Here is a 24111-nt window from a genome sequence, read left to right as displayed (position 1 = left end):
GCAGGGAATTGTTTCACCACCTAAGAAACCTAAGACACTCAAGGAATCACCTAAGTAACGAGTAAAAAATCTGCTATCCTCTTTATCGGATATTTTCTACCCACACCGGCTGTCCCTTGGCATCAATATACGCCCACTTGCCCGCAGCGATAACCAGCGCCAATCCATTTTTAAACGCGCCACCCTGGCGGTACAGCGGGGGAATCACCAGTTCACCGGAGCGATCAATGTACCCCCAGGAGCCTTTGTTGTTCACGGCAGCCAGCCCTTCCGAAAACACGTTCGCATCCTGAAATTGGATGGGAATCAGTTCTTGTCCGGTTGAATCAATGTAGCCGTATAGTCGGTCCTGTTGCACTGGAGCCAAACCTTCACTAAAATCACCTACCGCCTCATACTGTGGAGCCACAACTTCTTCCCCTTTTTGATTGATGAAGCCAAAAAGATTGTCGCGGCAAATGATGGCCATCCCATCAAAAAAATCGCCATTGGAAATCCCTTCTTTGTACAAATATTGGGGTTCACAAAGGGTCTTTCCCTGCCGATTAATCAAACCCCAGAGGCGGCGGTGCACACAAACGGCAATGTCCTGCTGATAAGGCAAACATTTTTCATAAGGTGTACTGAAGGCTAAAAAGCCATCCTGCTCAATAAATCCTGAACCTTCATTCCATGCCACTGGCGCCAGCCCTTTGCTGTAAGAACCAGCCCATTCGTATTGGGGTTGTACGACCCAATCGCCTTCTGGGTCGATGTAACCATACTGGCGACGACGGCTCACTGCGGCCAGACCTTCACTAAAATCACCGGCCTGGTCGTATTGAATGTCGATGACAATGTTGCATTTTGGATCGATGTAGCCCCAACGATTGACCAGTTGTGCCCGAGCCAGGCCTTCTTCAAAATAGCCTACAAAATTGAAAAAATGCTTGATCAACAAACGGCCCAAGGTGTCCATTGGCACCCACTTGTCGTTGAGGCGAATGCGGGAATAGCCATTAAAAAAGTCTTCCGCTTCATAATATTGTGGCTCAATAACTACCTCTCCTTGTCGATTGATAAAACCGAATTTTCCTTTTTCTCTGATCTTGAATAATGCCTGGTCCATAGGTTGCGGGGATGAAGAACGCGGGGCGAAGATAAAGAAAAAGTTGAGGAAGGTTGAGAAGGTTTAGGGAGGTTTAGGCTACCGCAAGAATGGGTGTGTGTTTGTGTGTGTTAGTGTGCGTGTGCCGATGGTGCCCAAGTCGCTCGCGGTAGCCTAAACCTTCTCAACCTCCCTCAACCTTCTCAACCTTTTCTGTATTTTACTGTTTTGCTTTTGTTTCGACACCAACACTATGGATAAACAGACTTTTTTGGCAACCGGACTATTGGAGCAATACGTTTTAGGCATTACCGACCCTGACGAAACGCAGGAGGTAGAGCGACACCTTGATTTGTACCCCGAACTCAATCAGGAAGTAACTGAGTTGCGCGACGCCATCAAACAATACGCCTTGCAACAGGACATTCCAGTTCCGGCGCAGGGAGCGAATGAACCGCAGATTGCCACAAATACAAGCGAGGACAAAGCTTACGGACAAATCAATTGGTTGAGTGTGGTCGTGATTGGATCACTAGCGCTGTTGTGTGGCTTATCCGCCTTGCGGATGCGCAATTTGCAAGAAGAAAATCGAACCTTGTTGTCTGAATTGAGTACTTGTGAGAGCCGCGAAAAAATTATTGCTTTCCTCAAAGACCCTCAAACCCAGCCAGTAGTGCTCACCCAAACCGCTGCAAGTACAGAAGCCGCTGCCTTGGTTTATTGGAACAAAACGAGTAAAAAGGCCATGCTCAATCCATTTAATTTACCCAAACTACCTAGTGACAAACAATACCAAATTTGGGTCGATGTGGCCGGGAAAATGATCAGCATCGGGCTAATTAGCACCAACTTGGATAAGTACCAAGATCTAAAATATTTGGATGAGGCGACCAGTCTCAACATTACCATTGAGCCATTGGGTGGGAGTAGCGAACCTACGGTAAGTAGGTTGATTGCCAATCATGCCATTTAAGCTAACTTTCTTTACTATTTTTCGCTTTGAACAAACTTTGAACCAATACCCCGGTGCCGACAATCGTCAAAGTCCCCAGCACCACGGTCAATTTTGAATCAAATGGGCTTTGCCAATCCAATGGAAAAAAGTCCTTGAAGCTCAGCCAGGCAATAAGCAACAGGCCCAAAAATGCCGCAATTTTTGCCGCCGTGCCCCCTACCCTCTTGTTCAAAAAGCCCAATAAAAACAAGCCCAACATCCCACTGGCAAACAAACCCGCCATTTTCCACCAGGCGTCCAACAAACTTTTCACCCCGATCATACCCAGGCCAAAAGCCATGCCCATACAGCCCATGACCACCGTGGCAATCCGCAGTACCCGCAACTGCTGAGCAGGACTTGCCTGTGGGTTAAAGTACCGCTGATAAATGTCTTGTAAAAAAACAGTCGCCGAGCTGTTCATACCACTGCTCATCGTGCTCATGGCCGCCGACAACAAAGCCGCCATCAGTAAGCCCAGAAACCCGGTCGGAATTTGGGTTTTGATAAAAAAAGGCAAAACCTTATCGCCATAATCGGCAGGCTGCAAGCCATTCAAATCCAGGCCTTTTTCAAGAGCGACTTGTTGTTTGAGTTCCAAAATCAAGTCGGGCTGCTGTTGATAATACACATACAACGCCGTTCCAATAAAAAAGAAAAGCATCGAGACCGGGAGATAATACACCACACACAACCAAATGCTCCGCGAAGCATCCTGCGTATTCCGAGCCGTATGGTAGCGTTGGATGTAGTTTTGATCGATGCCAAAATTGGTCAGGTTGATGAAAAACCCATACAAAAAAACCACCCAAAAACTACTCTGGAAAAAATCAGGGCGGAAGCTGCCCAAGCTGAATTTGTGTTCCTGCCATCCCGTCGAAACAATGGTGGAAAACTTGACTTGTGACAAAACGATCCCTAAAATCAACAAAGCGCCCAGGGTTTTGATGATGGCCTGCACGACCTCCGTCCAGATTACCGCCTCCATGCCCCCCATGACAGTGTACACAATGATGCAACAGCCCAGGGCCAAAATGATCCAGTGCATCCCATAACCCGTCAGTGCGTTCAGCATCAGGGCAACTCCGTAAAAAATAGTCCCCATGCGCGCCAATTGGGTCATGATAAAACAGAGCATGGCGTAAGTCCTGGCCCAGGCCCCAAAACGTTCCTCCAAATGGCTGTACGCGCTGACAACCTGTTGCTCGCGGTAAAAAGGCACAAAAAAACGCGCCGAAATATAAGCCGCAAAAGGCATGGAAAGGCTAAAGACAAAAGGATTCCAATTGCTGCCAAAAGACTTACCCGGATCCCCCAGAAAAGTAATGGCACTTAAAAATGTAGCATAAAACGACAAACCTAAGGCCCAGCCCGGAATCCGCCCACTGGCGGTGGTAAATTGAGCAGAGCTGTTGTTGCGTTTTGAAAAAAACACGCCGACACCGACCATCAACAAAAAATAAACCACGATGATGAGGCCGTCGAGGAGTGAGACTGAATTGGGCATGGGTTGAAGCTGATTTGGAAGTTGAGTCAATGAAGATAAAAAGAAATTGTTTTTGTGGATAAATTCTAAATCTGTTAGCGTCCTGTCTCTCCTTTTTCTTGTCCTGCAAAACGGCTGTTTTATTTCACTCAAGCATTAAAGCATTTAGAATCACGGAGTGATTCAATCTTGCATAGCCGCGGTCGTCCGCGGTAAAATGAACAGTGGAATGTATCACAACCGCGGCAGCGGTTGAACAAATTGGGGCGAAATTCAACCGCTGCCGCGGTTGCGGAACCTCGCATAACCTTCAAGCCCGCGGACGACCGCGGCTATGCAAGATTCAACCGCTACCGCGGTTGGAGTTTCAAAATTCGGGATGACGAACTGTTTATAAGCTTCTGAGTTTTTCCCACCTCACCTTCCAAGTACCGTCTTTCGGCCAGGCATCCTGGGTACAAATCATCGCAACAGCAGCCAACAATCCTCCGTTTCCCGGCAGGTAAATGCTCAGGTCGAAACGTTGGTAATTGTGGCCATTGGTGAGGTAGGTATTTTTGACGGTTTTCATGCTGAGGTAGTCTACCACCCAGTCGGGCCTTTTCATTCGGGCAGCGCTCATCGCGAGCATGGGGTAATCCCAACCCCAGGTGCTGGGCCAGTCCCATTTGGTCCAGAGGGCATCCAGAGATTTTTCCAGGATTTTTGGATCCACTTCCGGGGAAGGGGGCAACATCCCAAAAGTGCCCGCAATCATGGGGTGGTCGTGCAAATACGCGGAATCGAGGTAACTATCCACAGCATTTTCCGCAAAGAGGTACAAGCCGTCACGGGTCGCCAAAGGGGCCAATTGATCAATGACTTTTTGCCATTGGTCGTTTGGAGCCAGGCCAGCCCGTTTGCGCCACTCCTGCGCAGTGCGCAAGGCCCAGCGCCAATAGGTCAATTCAAAGGGAGGATTCATCGTTGTTTCCGGGCGGAAGTTTTCCTGCGCCGGGATCAAGGCTGGGCCCAGTACATATTGCTGGCGCTTTTCATCCCAACGCGCATAAGAGGCCATGAATTCCGCGGTGGCAAAAACCAGATCCTGGTATTGTGAAATGGTAGCTCTATTGGGTTTATCCTGGTACAAGAGTTCAGCCAAATAAATGAAATGGGGCTGTTGCCAGATCAGGAAAGGGCCAATTCCACTGGGGCTTTCGTCGCCCTCGGGGCCAGTCATTTTAGGCCAGCGTACACCTGCATAACCCTGCATTTGGGCAGTGACTCTGGCTTTTTCCTGAATCCGCTTGTAATAAGTCATTTGGGGCCGCAGGTATTCCGCGCGTTGCCACATCGGGAAATGTACCCCGTGCCACCAGTGCATTTCCAGGTGGAATTTGCCATTCCAACTGTTGTACGTCAGGCCCGTTTCCTGAGGGGGAAGGGTTCCGGCGCAGTTGATGCGGGTGAGGTATTGGGACAAAACCACCCGGCGTTCCAATTCTTTGGCGCGAGGATCGGTACACTGAGAAAAATCGATAGCACCCCCACTTTTCCAAAAACGAGACCAGGATTGTACATTGGCAATGCGGATGCTGTCATGATGGGGAATGCGGTTCAGCGGAAAGTCATATTGACTAAAAACCAGGCTGCATTCAAAGCGTGGCTTCTTGTTATCTGGCACCAAAAACCAGGTATGTGCGCCTCCCGCCTGAATTTCGCCCGCACTGTGCCGAACCCCAATGTAATACAAGTCGTTGTCCTGCTGGTGGGAGAACAGGGCCCGCTGGTTTCTTTTGTCCAACAACACACTGCGGTGTTGGTCATTCTGGGCGAAGCTATAACTCAGGCGCTGGGGAATGCCAAAAGGAAAGCGGATTTTGACTTTGAGGCGGCCCTCTTCCACCAAAGGTGAGGTAATTTGTACCGAAAATCCATCCAGATTTGGATTGCCCAGGGTTTCAACTTTTACCGGCTGACCTTCTATCTCAAAGGTACTGCTCATCCGGCCCGTCCAAAGATCCAGTTCCTGTTTGGGATTTTTTAGGTCTTCAATGCTTACCGGGCTTTGGTCCTTTTTTTTCATTTCCAGGCCAATCATGCCCAAATGGATGCGGTGGGGGCTTTCGCGCAGCCAGTCCGAAGCTTTCGCTTTGAAGGTATCGCTGGCCATGCTGTGGCGCCAGGCGTAGTTGACCTCGCGATCTCCAACCTGATAGGGCTTTAGAATGTCACTCAACTTATAGCCGCGGGGGTTCAAGGGGTAGTGCCAACCCCAGTCGGATTGGGTACCCAAGGGAATACCGGGTTCGTAATGTTCCGGGAAGGTCTGTAAGCCCGTGATATCGGCAGTGAACACAAATTTACCATTGCCTACGGAGAGCGGGCTGAAAGGGGTGATTTCAGCGTGGCTGATGTTGTGGCGTTTGACCAGTTTTTCCCGGTCGATTTTAGGTGCTTTTTGCCCATTAATCGGGCTAATGCACATCCATACAAGTGCCCAAAGCAGAAAATATTTGACCATTTGACGTAGGTTGAAAGCTATTTAGGAACAGCGACAAAATAAAGGTACATTTTGAAGAATTGGGGACTTTCCTGTGCTGTCCTGAAATTTGAACTGAGAAAGTGAATCTAATTTGTAAATTTAGAGATTAAACTGAACATCTAATTCAGGTTCGTATGGCCAACATGTACAAAACACCTGGGGTCTACATAGAGGAAAAAAATGCGTTCCCAAACTCTGTTGTCCCCGTTCCTACTGCGGTTCCCGCATTTGTAGGCTATACCGAAAAAGCGGTTATGGATAAAAAAGACCTTAAAAACGTTCCTACCCGCATTTCTTCTTTCGGCGAGTACTTGTTGTACTTTGGCGAAGGGCCAAATACAACTTACGGATTGGCTGAAAATCCAGATCCAGATAAAAACTATAAACTAACCGTAACCGAAAACACACGCTATCTGCTGTTTTACAGCATGAAGCTCTTTTTTGCCAATGGAGGGTCGGATTGTTACATCGTTTCAATTGGCAATTATGCTCAGGCCGTAAAAAAAGAAGATTTTTTTGGCAAAGCAACCATCGGGATAGACACCCTGGAAAAAGAGCCAGAACCAACCATGTTGGTGATTCCCGATTCGATGTTGCTGGGGCAAGATGTTTATGGCGAGCTGCATCAAGCCATGTTGGCACATTGCAGCAAAATGTCCAATCGCTTTGCCATATTTGATGTGTACATGAATGAAAATGCGGAAACGGAACCAGACCCCCATAAAAATGCAGAAGCTTACCGCAGCAACATTGGAGACCATAATTTACAGTGGGGCGCTGCGTATTATCCCTGGCTGGAAACGACAATCGTCGGCTCCGACAGCGTGAGTTTTGTCAATCTTGCCCCCGAGGCCATTGATTCATTAAAAAAACTATTGGAAAAAGAAGTTGACGACAATCGTAAAGCTAAACTCATTGACGACGAGCGTGCCGAAAAAGTCAAAGCCGAAATTCAAAAATTAGGCACTACAGCCGCGGATACCAATTTGAATCAAACCCTGCTGGTCGTATGCCCACTCTACAAAACCATCATGGAAAGCATCCGGGCCAAAATCAACCTTCTACCACCCAGTGCCGGTATAGCAGGTATTTATTCAATGGTAGATAACAACATCGGCGTTTTCCAGTCTCCTGCTAACATCAGCATTGGCTCCGTCAACAAACCTTGTGTAAACATCACCGACGAAGAACAGGAAGATTTGAACCTTCCTCTCGATGGTAAAGCGATTAACGCCATCCGCACTTTTCCAGGTAAAGGAGTCTTGGTTTGGGGTGCTCGAACCCTGGATGGCAACAGCCAGGATTGGCGATATATCAGTGTTCGCCGAACAGTCATCTTTATCGAACAATCCATCAAGTATGCGGCAGAACCCTATGTTTTTGCACCGAATACCCAAACCACCTGGACCAACCTGCGGGCCTTGATCACCAACTTCCTCACCAATGTATGGCAAGGTGGAGCTTTGGCTGGAGCTTCTCCTGAGCAGGCCTTCAGTGTGGATGTAGGTTTGGGTTCTACGATGAGTCCAGTCGATATCCTGGACGGCATCATGCGCATTACCGTAAAAATCGCGGTAACACGCCCAGCAGAATTCATCGTAATTACCTTCCAGCAAAAAATGCAGGAGTCATAAGTGATCAAATTTTCAAGGCGTAAGTCAAATTTTCTAACTAATCTTTTAATCTAAATATCATGGCTGGAGAAAAGCAAGAAGTACAGTGGCCAATTCCAAATTTCCATTTTTCCGTTAAAATTGGGGATTCTGAACTCGCATGTCAGGAAGTTTCCGGGCTAGACACAGAATATGATGTTATTGAATACCGTAGTGAAAATAGTCCCGCCTTTTCGGTCGTCAAGATGCCGGGCTTGAAAAAGACTTCGGATATCACCATCAAAAAAGGGGTGTTCAAAGGGGATGCAAAACTGTATGATTATTTCAAAGAAGTCCAAATGAACCTGATTGAGCGGAAAACCGTCACCATTTCGCTCATTGATAGTGACCATAAAATGCCTCTGTTTGTGTGGACGCTCACCAATGCTTATCCCAAAAAGATCACGGGGGCGAGTTTGAACGCCAAAACAAATGATGCAGCCATCGAAGAGATTGTACTTTCGCACGAAGGGCTGACCATGGAAGCCAAGTGAGTTTGGCCCTGTTTAAGCTAAACTAGGAAGAGGCTCTCATTTCGACTCCCTACTCAACTCAAAAGAACAAGACTGCGCTTTCACTTCCAAATCAAAAGACCTCAAACTATAAAAACCTTCGATTTTCCCTTCTTCTTGCTGTAAAAAAATGGCCAGGGTGATGTAGCCCATTTTTTCGCCTCCAATCATCCAGTCTCCTCTCGCAAAGAGCACATTGTCGTTCACACTGCCCGTCAGTTTGGCCTGCACTTCAAACCCTTCAAAGGCATAAAATTCGGCAATGAAGCTTCCTTTTTTTTCAATAAATTCTACTATTTCCAGGTTGGCGCTCGCCTTTTTTTTCAAGGTGCCATTGATGGTTTCACCCTGGTACAAACCTAAAAAAGGGCGGTAATTTTTTACCGTAAAGCGGGGTGCTTCATTCATGAGCGCCACAAAATCGATGGGTTTGGCATCGATCAGGTTTTGATCGGGTTTGGCATTGCGCTGTTGGGAGGCGGGTAAGGTGCTTTTTTCAAGGGATTCGTCATACCTGAAGTCCTTCTTTTTGAGTACATCCCGCTCAAAGGAATAATTGTATTCTGCCCAGGGTTTTCCGTGGGTAATGCGGATTGGCGAACCATTCTGGTCGAATTCCTTTTGTATACCATACCATTCTTCCCCTTCATAAACCCCAACCATAGACGGGTTCCCGTTAAAATGATACCAGCGACATTCTCCTTTCAAGTGCAGTTTCCAGGAAAACAGCCCCAGTCCTGACTCCTGGTGGATAGCTGTAACCCATACGTGGCCTTGCGTTTTGATTTCACCAGTGATGAAGTGGTCTTCTAAATAAAAGTAGAGGTTGGGGGTTTTGAAGGCGGTGATACGGCCCGTTTCGTCTATTTCAACTTTGTCCTTTTTTTTATTGGCAGCGCCTACTTCCTGGAAAATGCGGTACACCCGCGCTCCATCTTTGCTGGGCAGCAAGCGGCCGCTTAGGTCAAAAAAAAGAGGTCCTTTGAAGCCGTGGGGGATGTAGACACCTTGGGCCAGTGTAACATTGCAAACGAGCACACTACAAATAAGCAGAATCCCTTTAAAGCCCATAAGTTTTCGCTTTATCCAATTTAAAAGGCCACTATGGCTTTATTTTACCTCGGCCACTTCCATCAATACACTCGTGCGACGAAGACTTAGATTCGGATTAAACCCAACCGTCATCAAAAAATCACCAGAATAAACCGCCGTGGTATTGATGCTCGACCGGGTACCCGGAAATAAGTTGAGTTCGCTCAAACGGTACTTTTTCTGTGGGTCCAGCCCTTGCAATTTGATGGGAGCAGTGGAAAACGAATTTTCGTAGCGGTTGCTCACCACGTAGTTGAACACAATCGCCCGGTCTTTTTGAGGGCTGACAAACATGCTGGAGGCAATGGGATTTTGCCAGGGGCTCACCAATCGATACAGATCACCGTGCCAAATCATATCACTGATCGATTGGTAATTTTTTATGGCCTGCTGGCTGAATTCCAGTTCCTCAGGCTTGAGCTGGTCCACTACGATGTCGTAGCCCATTTTGCCCATCATGGCCACATCCGTGCGGAATTTGATGCCCACCTTGCTCCAATCGGTGATGTGGGCACAATGGGTAATGGCGGGATAATAGTAGGAATATTCCCATTGTTGAAAAATCCGCTCCAGAGGGTCGGTATTGTCAGAAACCCAAAACTCGGTAAAATACTTGAGTGACCCATAGTCTACCCGGCCACCACCACCCGAGCAGAGCATCATCGGCACTATGGGGTATTTTTTGCGCAAACGCTCCAATACGCTGTACAGTCCATTGACATAATCCACGTAAAGGTGGGTTTGGGGCATTTTTTGCTTTTCCAGATAAGCAGAGTGCGCGTTGTAAATCACCGCATTACAATCCCATTTGATGAAGGCGATATTGGGGTTTTGGGTAAACAGTTTATCGAGAATGCCGAAGACAAAATCCTGTACTTCCGGGTTGCTTAAGTCCAGTACCAGTTGGTTACGGTAATAATGTTCCGGGCGTTCGGGTTGGCGGATGACCCAGTCCGGGTGTTTTTCATACAACTCACTTTTGGGGTTGACCATTTCGGGTTCGACCCAAATGCCAAATTTAACGCCAGCTTTGGTGGCTTCCTCCACCAAATAACCAATGCCGTGGGGCAGTTTTTTTACGTTCTCCTGCCAGTCGCCCAAACCCGCCACATCACCGTTGCGGGGATATTTGTTGCCAAACCAGCCATCGTCCAGCAGAAACAAGTCTACGCCCAATTTTTTGGCACCCGCAAACAAACCCACCAGCTTTTTTTCATCAAAATCAAAATAGGTCGCTTCCCAGTTGTTCAACAAGGTCAAACGGGAACCATTGCCATCCAATATCCTGAAATTCCGCGCCCAACTGTGCAAATTGCGGCTCACCTCCCCGATGCCATTCTCTCCATAAGCATAAATCAGCGCCGGGGTTTTAAAACTTTGTCCTGCCGCCAAATGGTACTCCGAAGCGTGGGGGTTGATGCCCGCAATCAAACGCAGGTTGTGGTAAGGGTCCATTTCAAAATCGATCTTGAAATTGCCCGACCAGGCCAGGTTGGCCAGCAATACTTTGCCAGTGTTTTCGGTAGCGGGTTGGTCAAAAGACAACATGAAGGTAGGCGGCTGAAACAAATTTGCGCGGGCACCTAATTTGGAATCGAGGGTGTGGATTCCAAAAGGCAAGCGGGTTTCTTCGGGTTTCATTTCCCCGGCCCAGGTACCGTGGTAATGCCGCAGGTAGTAGTCGGAACCCATAAAGTACAAGTTGGCCGAGGCGTATTTGCCCAAGCGGATGTTCCCCTTCTCGGCGTTTTTGATTTCGGTCCACTGTTCGAATACGTTGTTCTGGGGGTATACTTTAAAATACAAGGTGACTTCCGTGGCATACACTGGGTCGCGCAGCACTACGCTGGTCTGCGTCACTTGATTGGCCAAGACCTCCTTGCGATGGCTTACGTACCTCAGTTCGGTCGAAGTATTGCCGTCGGCGTGAATAATTTGCAGCGCGGGTTCTACCAAGCTCCATGTTCCACTGGGCGTATAGGCATTGTTGTTTATACCTACATTGTTGTCGTCGCGCTTGTACATGGCTTTGATGCCCGCGTATTCCGCTGCATTGTTCAGGCGTTTGCCAAAATGGGTGATGCCGAGGCGTTGATCGGAATCCGTTTGTAATACCAGAGCATAATCTTTTGATTCGATCGGGATGGTCACAATGGATTGAGCGAGTACGGGGGTAGCCGACTGTCCAAGCAGTAGGTAAAAGGCGAGGAAGCAGTAGAGAAGGACTTGTTGTTTCATGATGATAGGTACGTTTAGCAATGCCAGAGCACAAATTGCGTTGCCTGTTGGCTTTGTTTCAAGCTCTAATTTAGTACTTTAAAAACCATTTTTCAGCAAAAGATATACGAATCTTAACAGGCTTATCCAACTGCCAGTTATGAAAAAATCGATTTAGAAATGAATGATTTCAACGCATCCCCAAAATTACCTACATTTGAATATCAACCTTTACATCAGTCCACCAGCAAAACACCTATGCAAAAATTACTTCATTTCCTCCCGATCTTATGCTTGTTGCAAGCTTGTCAAAACAAACCTGCTGCTCCTGAGGCTACGCTTGAAGCAGGCACTTTCGCCTACGATTACACCCAACTCAAAGCCCACACCCCCCTCATCCTGCTCGAAGACGGCGATCGCAAAGTCCTACTCGCCGAAGCCTACCAGGGTCGCGTGATGACCAGCACCGCCGCCGGGATGGAGGGCACCAGCTACGGCTGGATCAACCACGATTTGATTGCCAAAGGCGAATACCAGCCCCACATGAATGCCTTCGGCGGCGAAGAACGGTTTTGGTTGGGCCCGGAAGGTGGACAATACGGCCTGTATTTCAAAAAAGGTGACCCTTTTGACCTTCCCCACTGGCAAACGCCCGGAGCCATCGATACCATGACCTATCCAGCCGTGCAAAAAGATAAAACGCAAGCACTTTTTGCCAAAAGTTTCAGCATCGAGAACTACGCGGGCAACCGTTTCGACCTCAAGGTGGAACGCCGCATCCGATTGTTGACCGAAAAAGAAGCCAGCGACCTTCTACAGGTGCCTCTGAACAACGTAAAATGGGTGGGCTACGAAAGTGACAATCAGCTGAGCAATACTGGCCAGGAAGATTGGGACAAGTCTAAAGGTGTACTTTCCATCTGGCTGCTAGGCATGTTGAAAGCCAGCCCCGCGCAGGTAGTCATTTTGCCCTACAAAGCTGGCGGCAGCACCCAGGTCAACGATGCTTATTTTGGAAAAATCGCCGCCGATCGTTTGCTCAAAAAAGACAGTGTACTCTTCTTCAAAGGTGATTCCAAATCGCGGGGCAAGATTGGCATTCCACCTGCCATCGTCAAGCCCTTCGCAGGCAGTTACGATGCCGAAAAAGGCGCTTTGACCATCGTTCGCTTCAGCTACGCCGGCGATACCGCTTATGTCAACTCCATGTGGGAAATCCAACGCTACCCCTACCGTGGCGACGTGGTCAACACCTACAATGACGGCCCGAATGACAAAGGCGAACAAATGGGCGCTTTTTATGAACTGGAAACTTCCTCTCCGGCGCTGGTGCTCAAAAAGAAGCAGTCTTATCGGCATGTGCAGCAGACCTTTCACTTTGAAGGGAAGGCTGCGGATTTGAATGTGATTAGCAAACATGTTTTGGGGGTGGAATTGAGTCAGGTGCCGAAGTTGTAAGTCCAAATTTAAAATAACAAAAAGTCAATATCCTTTGAGAAATCTAGTCGTCTTCGTCCTGGGCTTTTTCCTGGCCCTACAGCTTATTGCCCAAGGCAATGTCAACCTTCAAAACGTTTGGAAACAAACTTACCTCCAGTCCGAAGCAGGAAAGCCCAGCCTGGGCATTCAGAGCAACAAATCGGCCTGGGTCATCGAAAAAATCGCCAACAGCGCTGAGGTTCGCCTCAAACACGTAGCCAGTGGAGGCTACCTCAATGCCGAAAAAGATGTCCGATTCCCGGCAACTGGTGCCATTGAACCGGGCTGGTGGAGTGCCATCTGGATCCTGGAACCCATTGCAGGTACCGATCAGCTGCGCATCAAAAACAAATGGCGGGGAACTTATTTGCACATCGAAACGGGTACCCTTGAATTGGGGGAAATCCAGCCTGGCTGGCTGAGTGCCCGCTGGAAAACCACCGCCAGCACAGGCGTAGTCTCGCCTCCAACTACCAACGGCAACCAACCCCTCAACCTGGTCCCTTTGGGCGGCAATACCTTCTTCAATAATTTTGGGGGAAGTGGCGTTGGACTTTCAACCATGGGTATCCAAAACTGGACGGATGCTGCGGTAATCCCCACGCTGTATTTCCGCATCATGGAAAAAGGGACTTACACCTTAAAACTGATTGCCAAAGCTGCTCAAGCCAGCAGCATCAATGTGGGCATGCAAGGCCGTACCATCAAAGTAGACGTAAACAGCAGCGACTGGCAAAAATATGCACTGGGAACCTTTACCCTGGAAGCGGGTTACGTTCCCATCGTGCTCAAAGGCCTGCAAAAAACCGGAGCCAAATTTGCCGACATCCAGGCCATAGAAATTCAGGGGGACCCAGCCAACATTAAATTTGTAAACGCCAGCCTGACGGGCTCCGTGGAGGACAGTTATTACTTCGGGCGGCGTGGCCCTTCGGTGCACATGAATTACACCTTGCCCGCTGGCAAAAACATCGAATGGTTTTACAATGAAGTGACCGTGCCCAGTGGCAACGATGCCATCGGCTCCTATTTTATGGTCAATGGTTTTGCCGAAGGGTATTGCGGCATCCAGGTGAATAGCCCTACCGAGCGCCGGGTTTTGTTTTCGGTCTGGAGTCCTTTCACCACCGACGATCCGAAATCCATCCCGGCCGATCAGCAGGTGAGGTTGTTGGCCAAAGGACCGGGCGTGAATGCCCAGGATTTTGGAGGTGAAGGCTCTGGCGGCCAAAGTTACCTGCTGTACAATTGGAAAGCGGGCCAGACTTACAAGTTCCTGACCCGCATTCGCCCCAATGGCGACAACACCACAACCTATACTTCCTACTTTTTTGATCCCAACACCCAGACCTGGCGGCTCATTGCTTCTTTCAAGCGTCCAAAAATCTCAACCTGGTATAAATCCCCCCATTCGTTTTTGGAGAATTTCGAACCCGAACGAGGCGCCGTAACCCGCAAAGTATTGTTCAACAACCAATGGGTTTGTGATGCTTCTGGCAACTGGAGCGAAATGACGGAGGCCAGATTTACCAATGATGATACCGGGCGAAAAAAACTGCGCATGGACTTTAATGGTGGTGTGGAAAATAACCAGTTCTTTCTCCGCAACTGCGGGTTTTTCAACAATTTCACCAACCCGGATTCAAGCTTTAAACGAACCCCGGGGGGTAAAAAACCAGTGATCAACTTTGCTCAATTGCCAAAGCAATAAAGGTTACCTATGCCATGCGCCACTCTACTGGACGATTTTGCACCGAGGTGATGAATAGCCCCTGGCTTTAGCCTGGGGACCGAGAGACGCCCTCTTGATCGGGCTTTAGCCCAAATCTGAGGTTGTTCCGATAACCCCAGGCTAAAGCCAGGGGCTATTCATGTCCTCCGCGCCTGAAAAGCACTGTTAGTACAGTAGAGTGGCCATGCGCATAATTTTTTTCAAAAAACACTTACCTTTAAACTGATCAATACAATATAAGCTTGAGTTCGATGCGCATTACCGAGTGGCTGACACCTTCAAACCCTTGTCGACAATTTGAAAACAACGAGCTATTGTTTCAAGCCCTAAAAAGTTTGAACAACTCGGCTATACGCTGCGTACAAAACAAAGCGATGCCTTCGGCGCAGCAATTGGTACAACAATACAAGCTGGCTCCAGAAAGCGTCGATGAATTGCTCAACCAAAGTTCGCTCATCTTTTTGCGAAAAATAGCCGACGGCTCGTACCAGTTTCAAGGTCATGCCCCCTCTAGTTACCTCGTCGAAATAATGAAGCGGGTGGCCTTGTCGATGACCAGAAAACGCCAAACAAACTATGAATCGATCGAAGACCACCACGACCTGCACGACCCAGATATAGAAGCAAGCAACCGGCAACGCGAATCCGCAGAACTGGTGCGGCAATTTTTGGGGCAAATGGGCGAACCTTGTACATCAGTCATCCGGCTACACCACATCGAGGGGTATCCCGATGAAGAAGTGGTGCGCCAAGGCTGGACCCGCTATACCACTACCGATTCGCTGAAGATAAAACGCAGCGATTGTATGAAAAAATTGATCCAAATAGCGCGACAATGGAGGATTACGAACAATACCTGAGTGACAACGCTGAAGACGACGAACGCCGCGCCGCCGCACAAGTCCTGGAGGGTTTGGCGGGATTGAGGCTGGAATCCAAGTTGCGCGAGGTAGCCGCCGAAGAGGCAGCGCTGCGACGACGAACGTTTTGGAGAAGGCTGCTGACCCTGGCTGCGCTGGCTTTTTTGGCCGCCGTGGCCTATTGGTTTTTTAGTAAAAATGAGGCCACGCCTGCTGCGCCACCAAGCGAAAAGCAAGCCCCCAGCGCACCTGCACCAAGCAAAGAACAAGCTCCTGAGCAGTATAAATTAGAAAAACCTCGGGAAAAGCCCCCCATTGCCCAAATCAAACCGAAGGAAGAAGTTCCGGTGCCACCTGATCCTATTTTCCCCACCTTTGCACTCCAGGATGAACTCATTCCTGACCCGCTCTATGCTGCTCCCGACTTGGTTGCCATGCGCGGCGAGAGCCAAGCCAATACTGCTTTGAAAGCCCTGCTCGATCAGTTGTGGTACGTGGATTATCCGCTATTTGGGTTGAAAACCTCGGCCGCTTATGGCAGTGCCGACCAATTGCTACAACAACGCAATTTTAGTGCGGCCTACCAAGCGCTGGATGAGATCGAACAAGTACAAATTGACTCTTTAAGCCGTAGAATAGCACGCGAGAATCAAAAGCAGCTGGAAAAAGACCCTACCGCCAGCCCTGTAGCAGCCATGCCCGTGGCGAACGATACTATTTTGTACCTCAAGGCTTATTGTATGCTCGAAATGGGTGAAGGTCAAGAGGCCATGTTTTATTTCTACCAAATGTATTTTCCTGATCCCGCCTGGATACCTCAGTTGACCTGGTACCGGGCCTTGGCTTTGTTGCAGGCCAATAACCGAAAAGAAGCACTCATCCTATTCACCACGATAGCGGCAAACCCTGGACATCCTTACCGCAGGCAAGCTCGAAAAGCAATGAAGTTGTTGCAATAATTCATCTTAGTATGTCGCAAAAAATTACTTCCCGATTTTTTTTGAGGCTTTTGAATAGAAAGCTCACTTGAAATGAACCGTTCGACTTCCTATTCAAAACCCAAATCGGGAATTTAATTTTTCTGCGTTACTCACCCTGTTAATCAATTTTGCGATGAGAAACTACTTATGCTTGGCTTTGTGCCTGATCACGGGTTTGTTGAACGCGCAGACGGTGGATTCGGTGGCGCTACGGCGAGTGGATAGTCTTATTCAGGTATCCCGTGAGTTTGTCAACAAGCGCAACTACGACAAGGCACTGGAAACCAACACCCTCGCTGAAAAACTTGCGCTGGAAAAGCTGGGGCAGGAATCGGCAGTCTACGGCAGTTGTTGTTCTAACCACGGTAGAATATTGTATCTCAAAAGAGACTATACGGGTGCTGAAAAATGGTACCTTGAATCCATAGCCATCCGGGAAAAAGCCCTGGGCAGGGAACATCCCGATTATGCCGCAAGCCTGCAAAACCTGGCGAGGCAGTACCGGGTCATGGGCCAATATGAGAAAGCCGAACCGCTCTACCTTGAATCCAATTCCATCCGGGAAAAAGCACTGGGAAAGGATCACCCAGACTATGCTACCAGCCTTAACGGTCTTGCAGGGTTTTATATGAGTATGGGCAACTTCGAAAAAGCTGAACTACTCTTCCTCAAAGTCATGGCCAGCCAGCCAAAAGAGCACCCGAGCTATGCTTCCTCACTGCAGTACCTCGCAGTGCTTTACGATAATTTGGGTAACTATGAGAAAGCCGAACCGCTCCATCTAGAAGCCTTAGCCATAAGCGAAAAAATACCGTGGGATGCATCATCTAAACCCCTAAGTATGTTTAATCTGGCAACGAATTATTTTAATTTAGGCCAGTATGAAAAAGCTGAACCGCTCCATATCGAAGCCTTAGCCATGTTGAAAAATGATACCAGAGGCTACTACTTGGCTGGCCTGAACGAATTGGCAACGCTTTACTTTGAAACAGGCAATTATGAAAAAGCCGAGCCGTTTTACATTGAGGAAAATTCTATCATAAAAAAAATATCAGGAGTTGAGGGTTTCCCATATGCCTCATCCCTGCGCAACCTCGCCAACCTTTATACTGCAATGGGCAACTACCAAAAGGCCGATCCGCTTTATTTAGACTCAACTTTGTTGATTCGACATTTGGCGGAAAAAGCAGTGCGTCACCTTTCCGAGCGGGAATTGGGCAATTACCTGAACCAATTTTCCAAAAGCCAAGACGAGGCACTCTCATTTGTAAAACTATCCGCTAGCAAAAAAGCAACAGCAGCCTGTTTTGACAATTCCCTGTTTTACAAAGGATTTCTACTTCAAACCGCTGGGCAAATCAAACGAATGTCCCTTTCCAACCCGGCTGCCGCAGAAAATTTCAACCTGCTTAAATCATACGAACGCCGCCTCGCCAACCATTACGCTCAGCCCATCGCCGACCGTGACAGCGCGGGCATCGCCACTCTGGAATCCAAGGCCGACTACCTCGAAAAAGACCTTGCTCGAACAGTAGCAGGCTTCGGCCAGGCCTTGCAGCAAGTCAAGTGGCAGGAAGTTCAGTCAGCATTAAAACCCAACGAAGCGGCGGTCGAGTTTGTGAGTTATCGTTTTTATCACAAAAAGCAAACCGGCAGTACGCTGTACGCCGCTCTCGTCCTCTTGCCCGGTGAGGATTCCCCAAAGTTCATCCCCCTTTTCGAAGAAAAACAACTTACTGCCCTGCTCAAAACTGAGGGCAACCCCCAACCCGCTTTTTACAACGACCTTTATGCCAATGACAAAAAAGGCGAACAACTCTACGATTTAATCTGGAAACCCATCGCAGCAGCCTTGCCACAAGAAACGACCATATATTGCTCGCCTTCTGGCTTACTACACCGCCTCAATCTGGGTGCCATCTCCACGCCTGACGGTAAAACATTGGCCGAAAAAAACCGCCTTAGCATGCTGGGCAGTACCCGTCAGTTGGTTATCCCATTTGTGTCTACCACCAAGCAAAGCGCTACCGCCCAACTCTACGGCGGCATCCAATACGATGGCACGCCCACGATAGCCGCCAATACGCTAGCTAAACCCGAGGATTTGGCTGCCCGTCGCGGCCCTGACATCACCCAAAACGACTCCACCCTGCGCGGCGAAAACTGGAGCTACCTCCGCTGGACCGAAGTGGAAATCAGTGCCGCCGCAAACGTGATGAAAAACAAAGGAATCACGCCTATACTTAAAAAAGGCACCGAAGCTACCGAAGAATCCTTCAAAGCCCTGGGCGAAGGCAGCCCATCACCCCGTATCCTGCATGTGGCTACCCACGGTTTTTTCTTTCCTGATCCAAAAGAATCAAAGTCGAGTGAAGGGCAGGCCATTGGTGAAAAAACCTTCAAAGTATCCGACAACCCCATGATCCGCTCCGGCCTGGTTTTAGCTGGCGGCAACCACGCCTGGAAAACGGGCAAACCATTGCAGCCCGGCTTGGAAGACGGCATCCTCACCGCCTACGAAATCAGCCAGATGAACCTCGCCAATACCGAACTCGTGGTGCTCTCCGCCTGCGAAACGGGCCTCGGCGACCTTGTAGGTAATGAAGGCGTATACGGCTTGCAACGCGCCTTCAAAATAGCCGGTGCCCGCTACTTGATCATGTCGCTGTGGCAAGTGCCCGATTTTCAGACCCAGGTATTTATGACCGCTTTTTACAAACACTGGTTAGAGCGGAGGATGACGGTGCCCGAGGCGTTTCGGGCTACGCAGGCGGAATTGCGGGTGAAGTACAGCGGGGAAGCGTTTAAGTGGGCGGGCTTTGTGCTGGTGGAGTGAGTTACGATTACGTTTACGTAGTTTACGTTTACTAAACCTTGGAGGTTTATTAAACGTAAACTACTTCGCCTATTATTCTAGCCGTTTTTTCGACCTTATTCAGGCTGAAACATAGTCCAAAAAGTTGATTTTAGCCAAAAAACAAAACTCCAATTGGCTAAAAATTATTTTTCAAAAAAATTTCCCTCTCCCACTTACCTCTCCCCCACCTGCCGCAATTAAGGATTAAACATTGGTTGATCTATTAACACCAAAAACGAGCACCATGAGAAACATCCTAATTGTCACCGCCTTTTTCCTAAGCACAACAGCGCTGCTTTCCGCACAATCTATGGCTTCACTGTCCAATGTGAATCAGGCTAAGCAGGAAGTATCCGACGCTGTCCATTTTATCGAACAAAACATCCTCCTGGCTCTGACTGCTGGGGTTCTTTTTCTCGGCATCATCTTCGTTTGTTATGTCATTAAAGAGTACGCCAACTCAAATCAGACCCAGAACGTTTCATCCCCTTTAAACCGGAGTTTGTAGCCCTTTACACGGCTAATGCTCAAAACAGGCTGGGTACGTTGGCTGTATCTCCCTACGCGAATTTCTCCAGATCGGAAAGAAGCAATATCTTCCCATTCCACAAAAATATTAAAACGAGGGAACGCTAGCACAGGTTTGGCAATGTTGATCCAAAGTCCCTGCTGTGTCGCGATTACTTCGCACTCAGTAATCAGCAATTGATCTACCAAGTAATTTGCTCCAAAAAGACACAAACAGAGCAAAACTGGCACAAAAAACGCAGGCATACCTCCAAATATCAATCCATCAATCAACATTGCCACAAAAATACCCAGTGCAAAAGCAAACAAACGCAGCAATAGGCTTACAACTATGGCTGACGATTTGATTTGGAGATGGAATGTTAAGGGCAATTTTTCGATTTCGGACATTTTCAGGAAATAATGGGTGAAAACAACGGGCACTGAAACGGCTTTGGACAAAGGTAAGTTCCAATAAAAAAGTAAATTATTTTCTCTTTTCCCACTTACCTCTCTCCGACAAGCTGCAATTAAGGACTAGAAAATGTTCCGCTTTTAACCAAACACAACTAAGCATCACCTATGAATACCAGTCTTAAAACTTCAAAAAACCATCACCTGATTGTCCTTGTTCTGGCAATCAGTTCCTTATTGGTAGCTTGCCAAAACCAAAAATCCAACCACGACTCCCTATTGGGTTTAGGCCTGGGGATTAGCGATGCTACCGTAGTTGTATCCAACCTCGACAGCGCCAGACAGCATTACGCCGAAGACCTTGGCTTTGACATCCCCAAGTCAGAAAAATATGATCCAGGAATTTACAACGGATCAATTGGCATTTCTGCATTCTTCCCGGACATGTCGGCACTGGAATTAATCACCCTGAAGGATTCCACTGTAAAGTCCAAGCCCTTATTCATCCGCTCTTTTTTGAAAAAACATGAAGGCGTTCGTTTGTATTCCCTTTCTACCTCATCGGCAAAGGCCACTTTGGATTGGCTCAACACGCGGGGATTTGCCATTGACTCGGTTCAGGAAGGTCGGACTACAAAAGAATTACCCAAAAGCTGGGATTGGGATGATGGTGGTCCACAATGGCGCACGGTGGGCTTGAATGCTAAGATTCCCCCCGCACATTTCCCCGCTTTCAGGGAGTACCCTGGTCTGCCTTATCAGGACTATCAAAACGAAAAAACATCCATCTATGCCATGAATCGCACGTATTCCAATCATCCCAACGGAGTAGTGGGCATGGCTGCGCTGCGCATTGTAGTGGGCAACCTGAAAGCTGCCCGCAAGGAATTTAAAAAGATGGGATTGAGCGAATTGGCAGCACCCAAGTCTCCAGATGTAGTTCGATTCCAAATATCCGCCAATCAGGAATTGCAGCTGATCACACCCCAATCTCCTGGCGATTCACTTTCCAAGTTTTTGACAGCCCGCGGCCCAGGCGTATATGCAATGCGGTTTGAAGTAAAAAAACTAAAAGCCACGCGGGCGTTTTTCAGAAAGAAGCTGCCAGCCAAAGCCTTGCGCATGGGAAAATCACCCGAGCGTTTGATTGTGTTAAAAGAATATGCCCACGGTGTGCAGCTTGAATTTGTGGAAGAACCCAAAGCGCAGGCACTCCTAGCCCGAAAATACGAGATCGTGGAGGGCAAAAAGCTGAATCCTGTGGCAAAAAAACATGCCTCGGCCCTGTATCAAAAGTATTGTGCCTTGTGCCACGGAAAAGACCGGGAAGGTTATGCCGCCGACAATGCTCCCTCCTTAAAATCTCATTCCTTGATGTCCGTCACCAAAATTCCTGCAGCCAATTACAATTTCCTCCGCTATACCATTGCTTATGGCCGGCAAGGTACCTCCATGGCCGCTTATGCAAAAGACCAGGGTGGCCCATTGGAATATTTAGACATCGACCTGTTAATCACCTGGCTCCGCGAAAAAAGTGGCGTCAAAAAACCGGTTGAACTATCAACAGATCCGGTCACCGGAGATGTAGCGCTTGGAAAAAAATTGTACAACAAAACCTGTGCAACTTGCCATGGCGTGAAGGGTGAAGGCCTTAGTGCCCCGGCCTTGGGGAACCCCATGTTTTTGGCCACCGCAAGCGATGCTTTTTTGCGCTATGCCATTGCGGAAGGCCGAGACAGCACTCCCATGCGGGCATTCAAAGAAGAGCTCAAGAAGGAAGAAATAGACGGCCTCACGGCTTACATCCGCAGTCGTGCTTCGGGCTGGAACGCTCCTGGCGCAGTGGTGATCAAAGAACCACTTCCTAAAGATTACATCTTGAACCCCAAAAAGAAGGCGCCCAAATTCACCTTGCGTGAAGGAAAATACGTGCCTGCCGAACAAGTGCTCAAAGCATTACAAGACAAATCCCGCATGGTGATCCTTGATGCACGATCCAAAGCGGGCTGGCACCAGAGCCATATTCCGGGTGCGGTTCCGGTTCCCTATTATGAGGAGCCCGATTCCTTTATCAAAGACATGCCCAAAGATGGCACCTGGATTGTGGTGTATTGTGCCTGTCCTCACGCGGCCTCCGAAAAAGTGGTAAGTACCTTGAGGCGATTGGGTTATAAAAACACCGCCATCATTGACGAGGGCATTCTTGTTTGGACAAATCGGGGTTATCCGGTGCAGTATGGGCAGGGCAGTGTGGCAAAGAAATAACCATCGAGAGGGGGTGCATTATTGAATACTAACTCACATTACGCATTTTTTTCACCGCAGAGTTTCGCAGAGTACACGCAGAGTTTCTCGGAGTTTTTAAGTTAGGCCATCTACGATGGCAAAGAGTGCTCAGAGGCCGCATTGAACAGCACCTGGTACGAAAAAAGCAAATTTCAGTTGTGCTAGAACGCTCGCTACCGCAGGTGGCAAACTCCTTAAAACTAAAAGAAACTCCGAGAAACTCTGCGTGTACTCTGCGAAACTCTGCGGTGAAAATGCATAATGTGAGTTACTCAATCATGAAACAAGACTAGCAATGAAAAAAGCAATTCATAAAATCACCATAATCTGTCTTTTTATCCTGATAAGCCCAGGATTCGGGCAGGCACAAACCCAGGACAAACTATTGTTCCATTGCCCGCCCTTGTCCAAAGGTACGACGCCCCCCACTCCGCGTGCCCGTGCCATGGCCGATTCCCTGGTGAAGGAAGCACTGATCCCCTTGGATGTGGAAACCGAAGCCCGGATTGCCAAGGTTAACTCCCGGTCTCGACAGTCAACAAAAGCAGACTCTGCCAGGGTGCGGGCTTTTTATGAGCTGCTGGGCTCAGTACATGGTTCCTTGCACCGCTATGCCGGGATACCTTCAATAGATAAGTTGGAAAAAGCCTTGGCCGATTTGCAGCAGGCCTTGTTGCTGAATCCGGATTTGGTAGCAGCGCTCCATTCCATCGCGCTGATCGCTGCTCGGGGCGGACACGACTACGCCTGCGCCGAAGCCCTGTATTTGCGTACCTTAAAAATTGAGCCAGCCAACGCAGTCATTCATTTCGACTACGCTGAATTATTGGCTTATCAAGGAAAATTCGAAGCGGCGTTTCACTATGCCGAAACAGCCATGGCCCTCGCCGACCAGCCGTGCAAGGACGTCTATCAGTGGAGGGTAATGCGAATGCACTACATGGCCAAAAACTACGACTGGGTGATCAACCAATGTGATCAACACCTCGAAAAAACAAACCAGGATGACTTCTGGAACAATGGCTGGCCCGCCTATTATTACAAAGGGCTGGCCCTGGCAGAACAGGAAAAATTTGACCAGGCTTTGGAAGCGGAAAATTTGACCTATGCGTTTTTGAGCACGGATGGATTCAACCTCGCCAGCTCAGCGCGCGCTTACACCATGGCCGGTGATACTACAATCGGCAAAGGGGTGCTGGCTGCGGTTTTGCAGCCAAATTTTGAGTGGATGCCCTACGAAATAGCAACGGCTTACGAAGCGCTCGGCGATTTTGACAATACCTTTCTATGGCTAAATATCGCAGCAGACGAAGGTGATGAATGGCTCCGCTGGCTCAAGCTCGACCCGCGCTGGAAACGCATCCGGAATGATCCGAGGTTTAGGGAAGTTCTGGAGCGGGTGGGCTGGTAAGTGTCGGCGTGACTTCGA

General features: G+C 48.6%; 17 protein-coding genes. 11 read left to right on the top strand and 6 right to left on the bottom strand.

Features of this window, described 5'->3' with window-relative positions:
* Positions 1-82: 82 nt before the first annotated feature.
* On the bottom strand, positions 83-1108 hold the full coding sequence (locus ACEW9O_RS14690) for a WG repeat-containing protein (RefSeq protein ID WP_373550930.1): 1026 nt from the start codon (positions 1106-1108) through the stop codon (positions 83-85).
* A 232-nt stretch (positions 1109-1340) separates the two neighbouring features.
* Here ACEW9O_RS14690 and ACEW9O_RS14685 point away from each other — a divergent pair, with 232 nt between their 5' ends.
* Positions 1341-2060, top strand: a complete 720-nt coding sequence (locus ACEW9O_RS14685; protein WP_373550929.1) for an anti-sigma factor domain-containing protein — start codon at positions 1341-1343, stop codon at positions 2058-2060.
* A 1-nt stretch (position 2061) separates the two neighbouring features.
* Here the strand turns inward: ACEW9O_RS14685 and ACEW9O_RS14680 are convergent, their stop codons facing one another.
* Entirely contained in the window at positions 2062-3588 is a 1527-nt protein-coding gene (locus ACEW9O_RS14680) for a sodium:solute symporter (protein ID WP_373550928.1), read from the bottom strand.
* Positions 3589-3958: 370 nt separating this feature from the next.
* Positions 3959-6073, bottom strand: coding sequence for a hypothetical protein (locus tag ACEW9O_RS14675; RefSeq protein ID WP_373550927.1), 2115 nt, complete (start codon positions 6071-6073; stop codon positions 3959-3961).
* Between the two features lie 155 nt (positions 6074-6228).
* Here ACEW9O_RS14675 and ACEW9O_RS14670 point away from each other — a divergent pair, with 155 nt between their 5' ends.
* Positions 6229-7728 (top strand): phage tail sheath family protein, encoded by a 1500-nt coding sequence (locus ACEW9O_RS14670; RefSeq protein WP_373550926.1) that lies wholly within the window; start codon positions 6229-6231, stop codon positions 7726-7728.
* Between the two features lie 59 nt (positions 7729-7787).
* A complete protein-coding gene (locus ACEW9O_RS14665; RefSeq protein ID WP_373550925.1) occupies positions 7788-8240 on the top strand; it encodes a phage tail protein in 453 nt (150 codons plus the stop codon).
* Positions 8241-8276: 36 nt separating this feature from the next.
* On the opposite strand, the gene ACEW9O_RS14660 is transcribed toward ACEW9O_RS14665, so the two are convergent.
* Both ACEW9O_RS14660 and ACEW9O_RS14655 read right to left on the bottom strand, forming a co-directional pair.
* On the bottom strand, positions 8277-9329 hold the full coding sequence (locus ACEW9O_RS14660) for a hypothetical protein (RefSeq protein ID WP_373550924.1): 1053 nt from the start codon (positions 9327-9329) through the stop codon (positions 8277-8279).
* A gap of 39 nt (positions 9330-9368) precedes the next feature.
* A complete protein-coding gene (locus ACEW9O_RS14655) occupies positions 9369-11588 on the bottom strand; it encodes an alpha-galactosidase (RefSeq protein WP_373550923.1) in 2220 nt (739 codons plus the stop codon).
* 237 nt (positions 11589-11825) lie between these two features.
* On the opposite strand from ACEW9O_RS14655, the gene ACEW9O_RS14650 reads away from it, so the two are divergent.
* The 6 genes from ACEW9O_RS14650 to ACEW9O_RS14625 all read left to right on the top strand — a co-directional run bounded on the left by ACEW9O_RS14650 (position 11826) and on the right by ACEW9O_RS14625 (position 19983).
* Complete coding sequence (locus tag ACEW9O_RS14650) at positions 11826-13025, top strand: DUF6786 family protein (RefSeq protein WP_373550922.1); 1200 nt, start codon at positions 11826-11828, stop codon at positions 13023-13025.
* A gap of 34 nt (positions 13026-13059) precedes the next feature.
* Complete coding sequence (locus ACEW9O_RS14645; protein WP_373550921.1) at positions 13060-14757, top strand: DUF3472 domain-containing protein; 1698 nt, start codon at positions 13060-13062, stop codon at positions 14755-14757.
* Between the two features lie 272 nt (positions 14758-15029).
* On the top strand, positions 15030-15638 hold the full coding sequence (locus ACEW9O_RS14640; protein WP_373550920.1) for an RNA polymerase sigma factor: 609 nt from the start codon (positions 15030-15032) through the stop codon (positions 15636-15638).
* Positions 15614-16597, top strand: a complete 984-nt coding sequence (locus ACEW9O_RS14635) for a hypothetical protein (protein ID WP_373550919.1) — start codon at positions 15614-15616, stop codon at positions 16595-16597. Before ACEW9O_RS14640 ends, ACEW9O_RS14635 begins: the two co-directional genes overlap by 25 nt.
* A 154-nt stretch (positions 16598-16751) precedes the next feature.
* Entirely contained in the window at positions 16752-19454 is a 2703-nt protein-coding gene (locus tag ACEW9O_RS14630) for a CHAT domain-containing protein (protein WP_373550918.1), read from the top strand.
* Between the two features lie 265 nt (positions 19455-19719).
* Positions 19720-19983: a hypothetical protein gene (locus ACEW9O_RS14625; protein ID WP_373550917.1), complete on the top strand. Its 264-nt coding sequence runs from the start codon at positions 19720-19722 to the stop codon at positions 19981-19983.
* Here ACEW9O_RS14625 and ACEW9O_RS14620 read toward each other — a convergent pair.
* The gene (locus ACEW9O_RS14620; protein ID WP_373550916.1) at positions 19941-20393 is read right to left on the bottom strand and encodes a hypothetical protein; all 453 of its coding nucleotides are present in this window, start codon (positions 20391-20393) and stop codon (positions 19941-19943) included. The two genes, ACEW9O_RS14625 and ACEW9O_RS14620, sit on opposite strands and share 43 nt — an antisense overlap.
* A gap of 171 nt (positions 20394-20564) precedes the next feature.
* Between ACEW9O_RS14620 and ACEW9O_RS14615 the strand changes: the two genes are divergently transcribed.
* Positions 20565-22661, top strand: a complete 2097-nt coding sequence (locus ACEW9O_RS14615) for a c-type cytochrome (RefSeq protein WP_373550915.1) — start codon at positions 20565-20567, stop codon at positions 22659-22661.
* A 316-nt stretch (positions 22662-22977) separates the two neighbouring features.
* Complete coding sequence (locus ACEW9O_RS14610; protein WP_373550914.1) at positions 22978-24093, top strand: tetratricopeptide repeat protein; 1116 nt, start codon at positions 22978-22980, stop codon at positions 24091-24093.
* Positions 24094-24111: the final 18 nt, after the last annotated feature.

Origin of the sequence: Haliscomenobacter sp. (assembly GCF_041740695.1) — a bacterium.
Lineage (GTDB): Bacteria > Bacteroidota > Bacteroidia > Chitinophagales > Saprospiraceae > Haliscomenobacter.
Note: the sequence above shows the minus strand (reverse complement) of the source record. Positions and strands in the feature narration are given on the sequence as shown.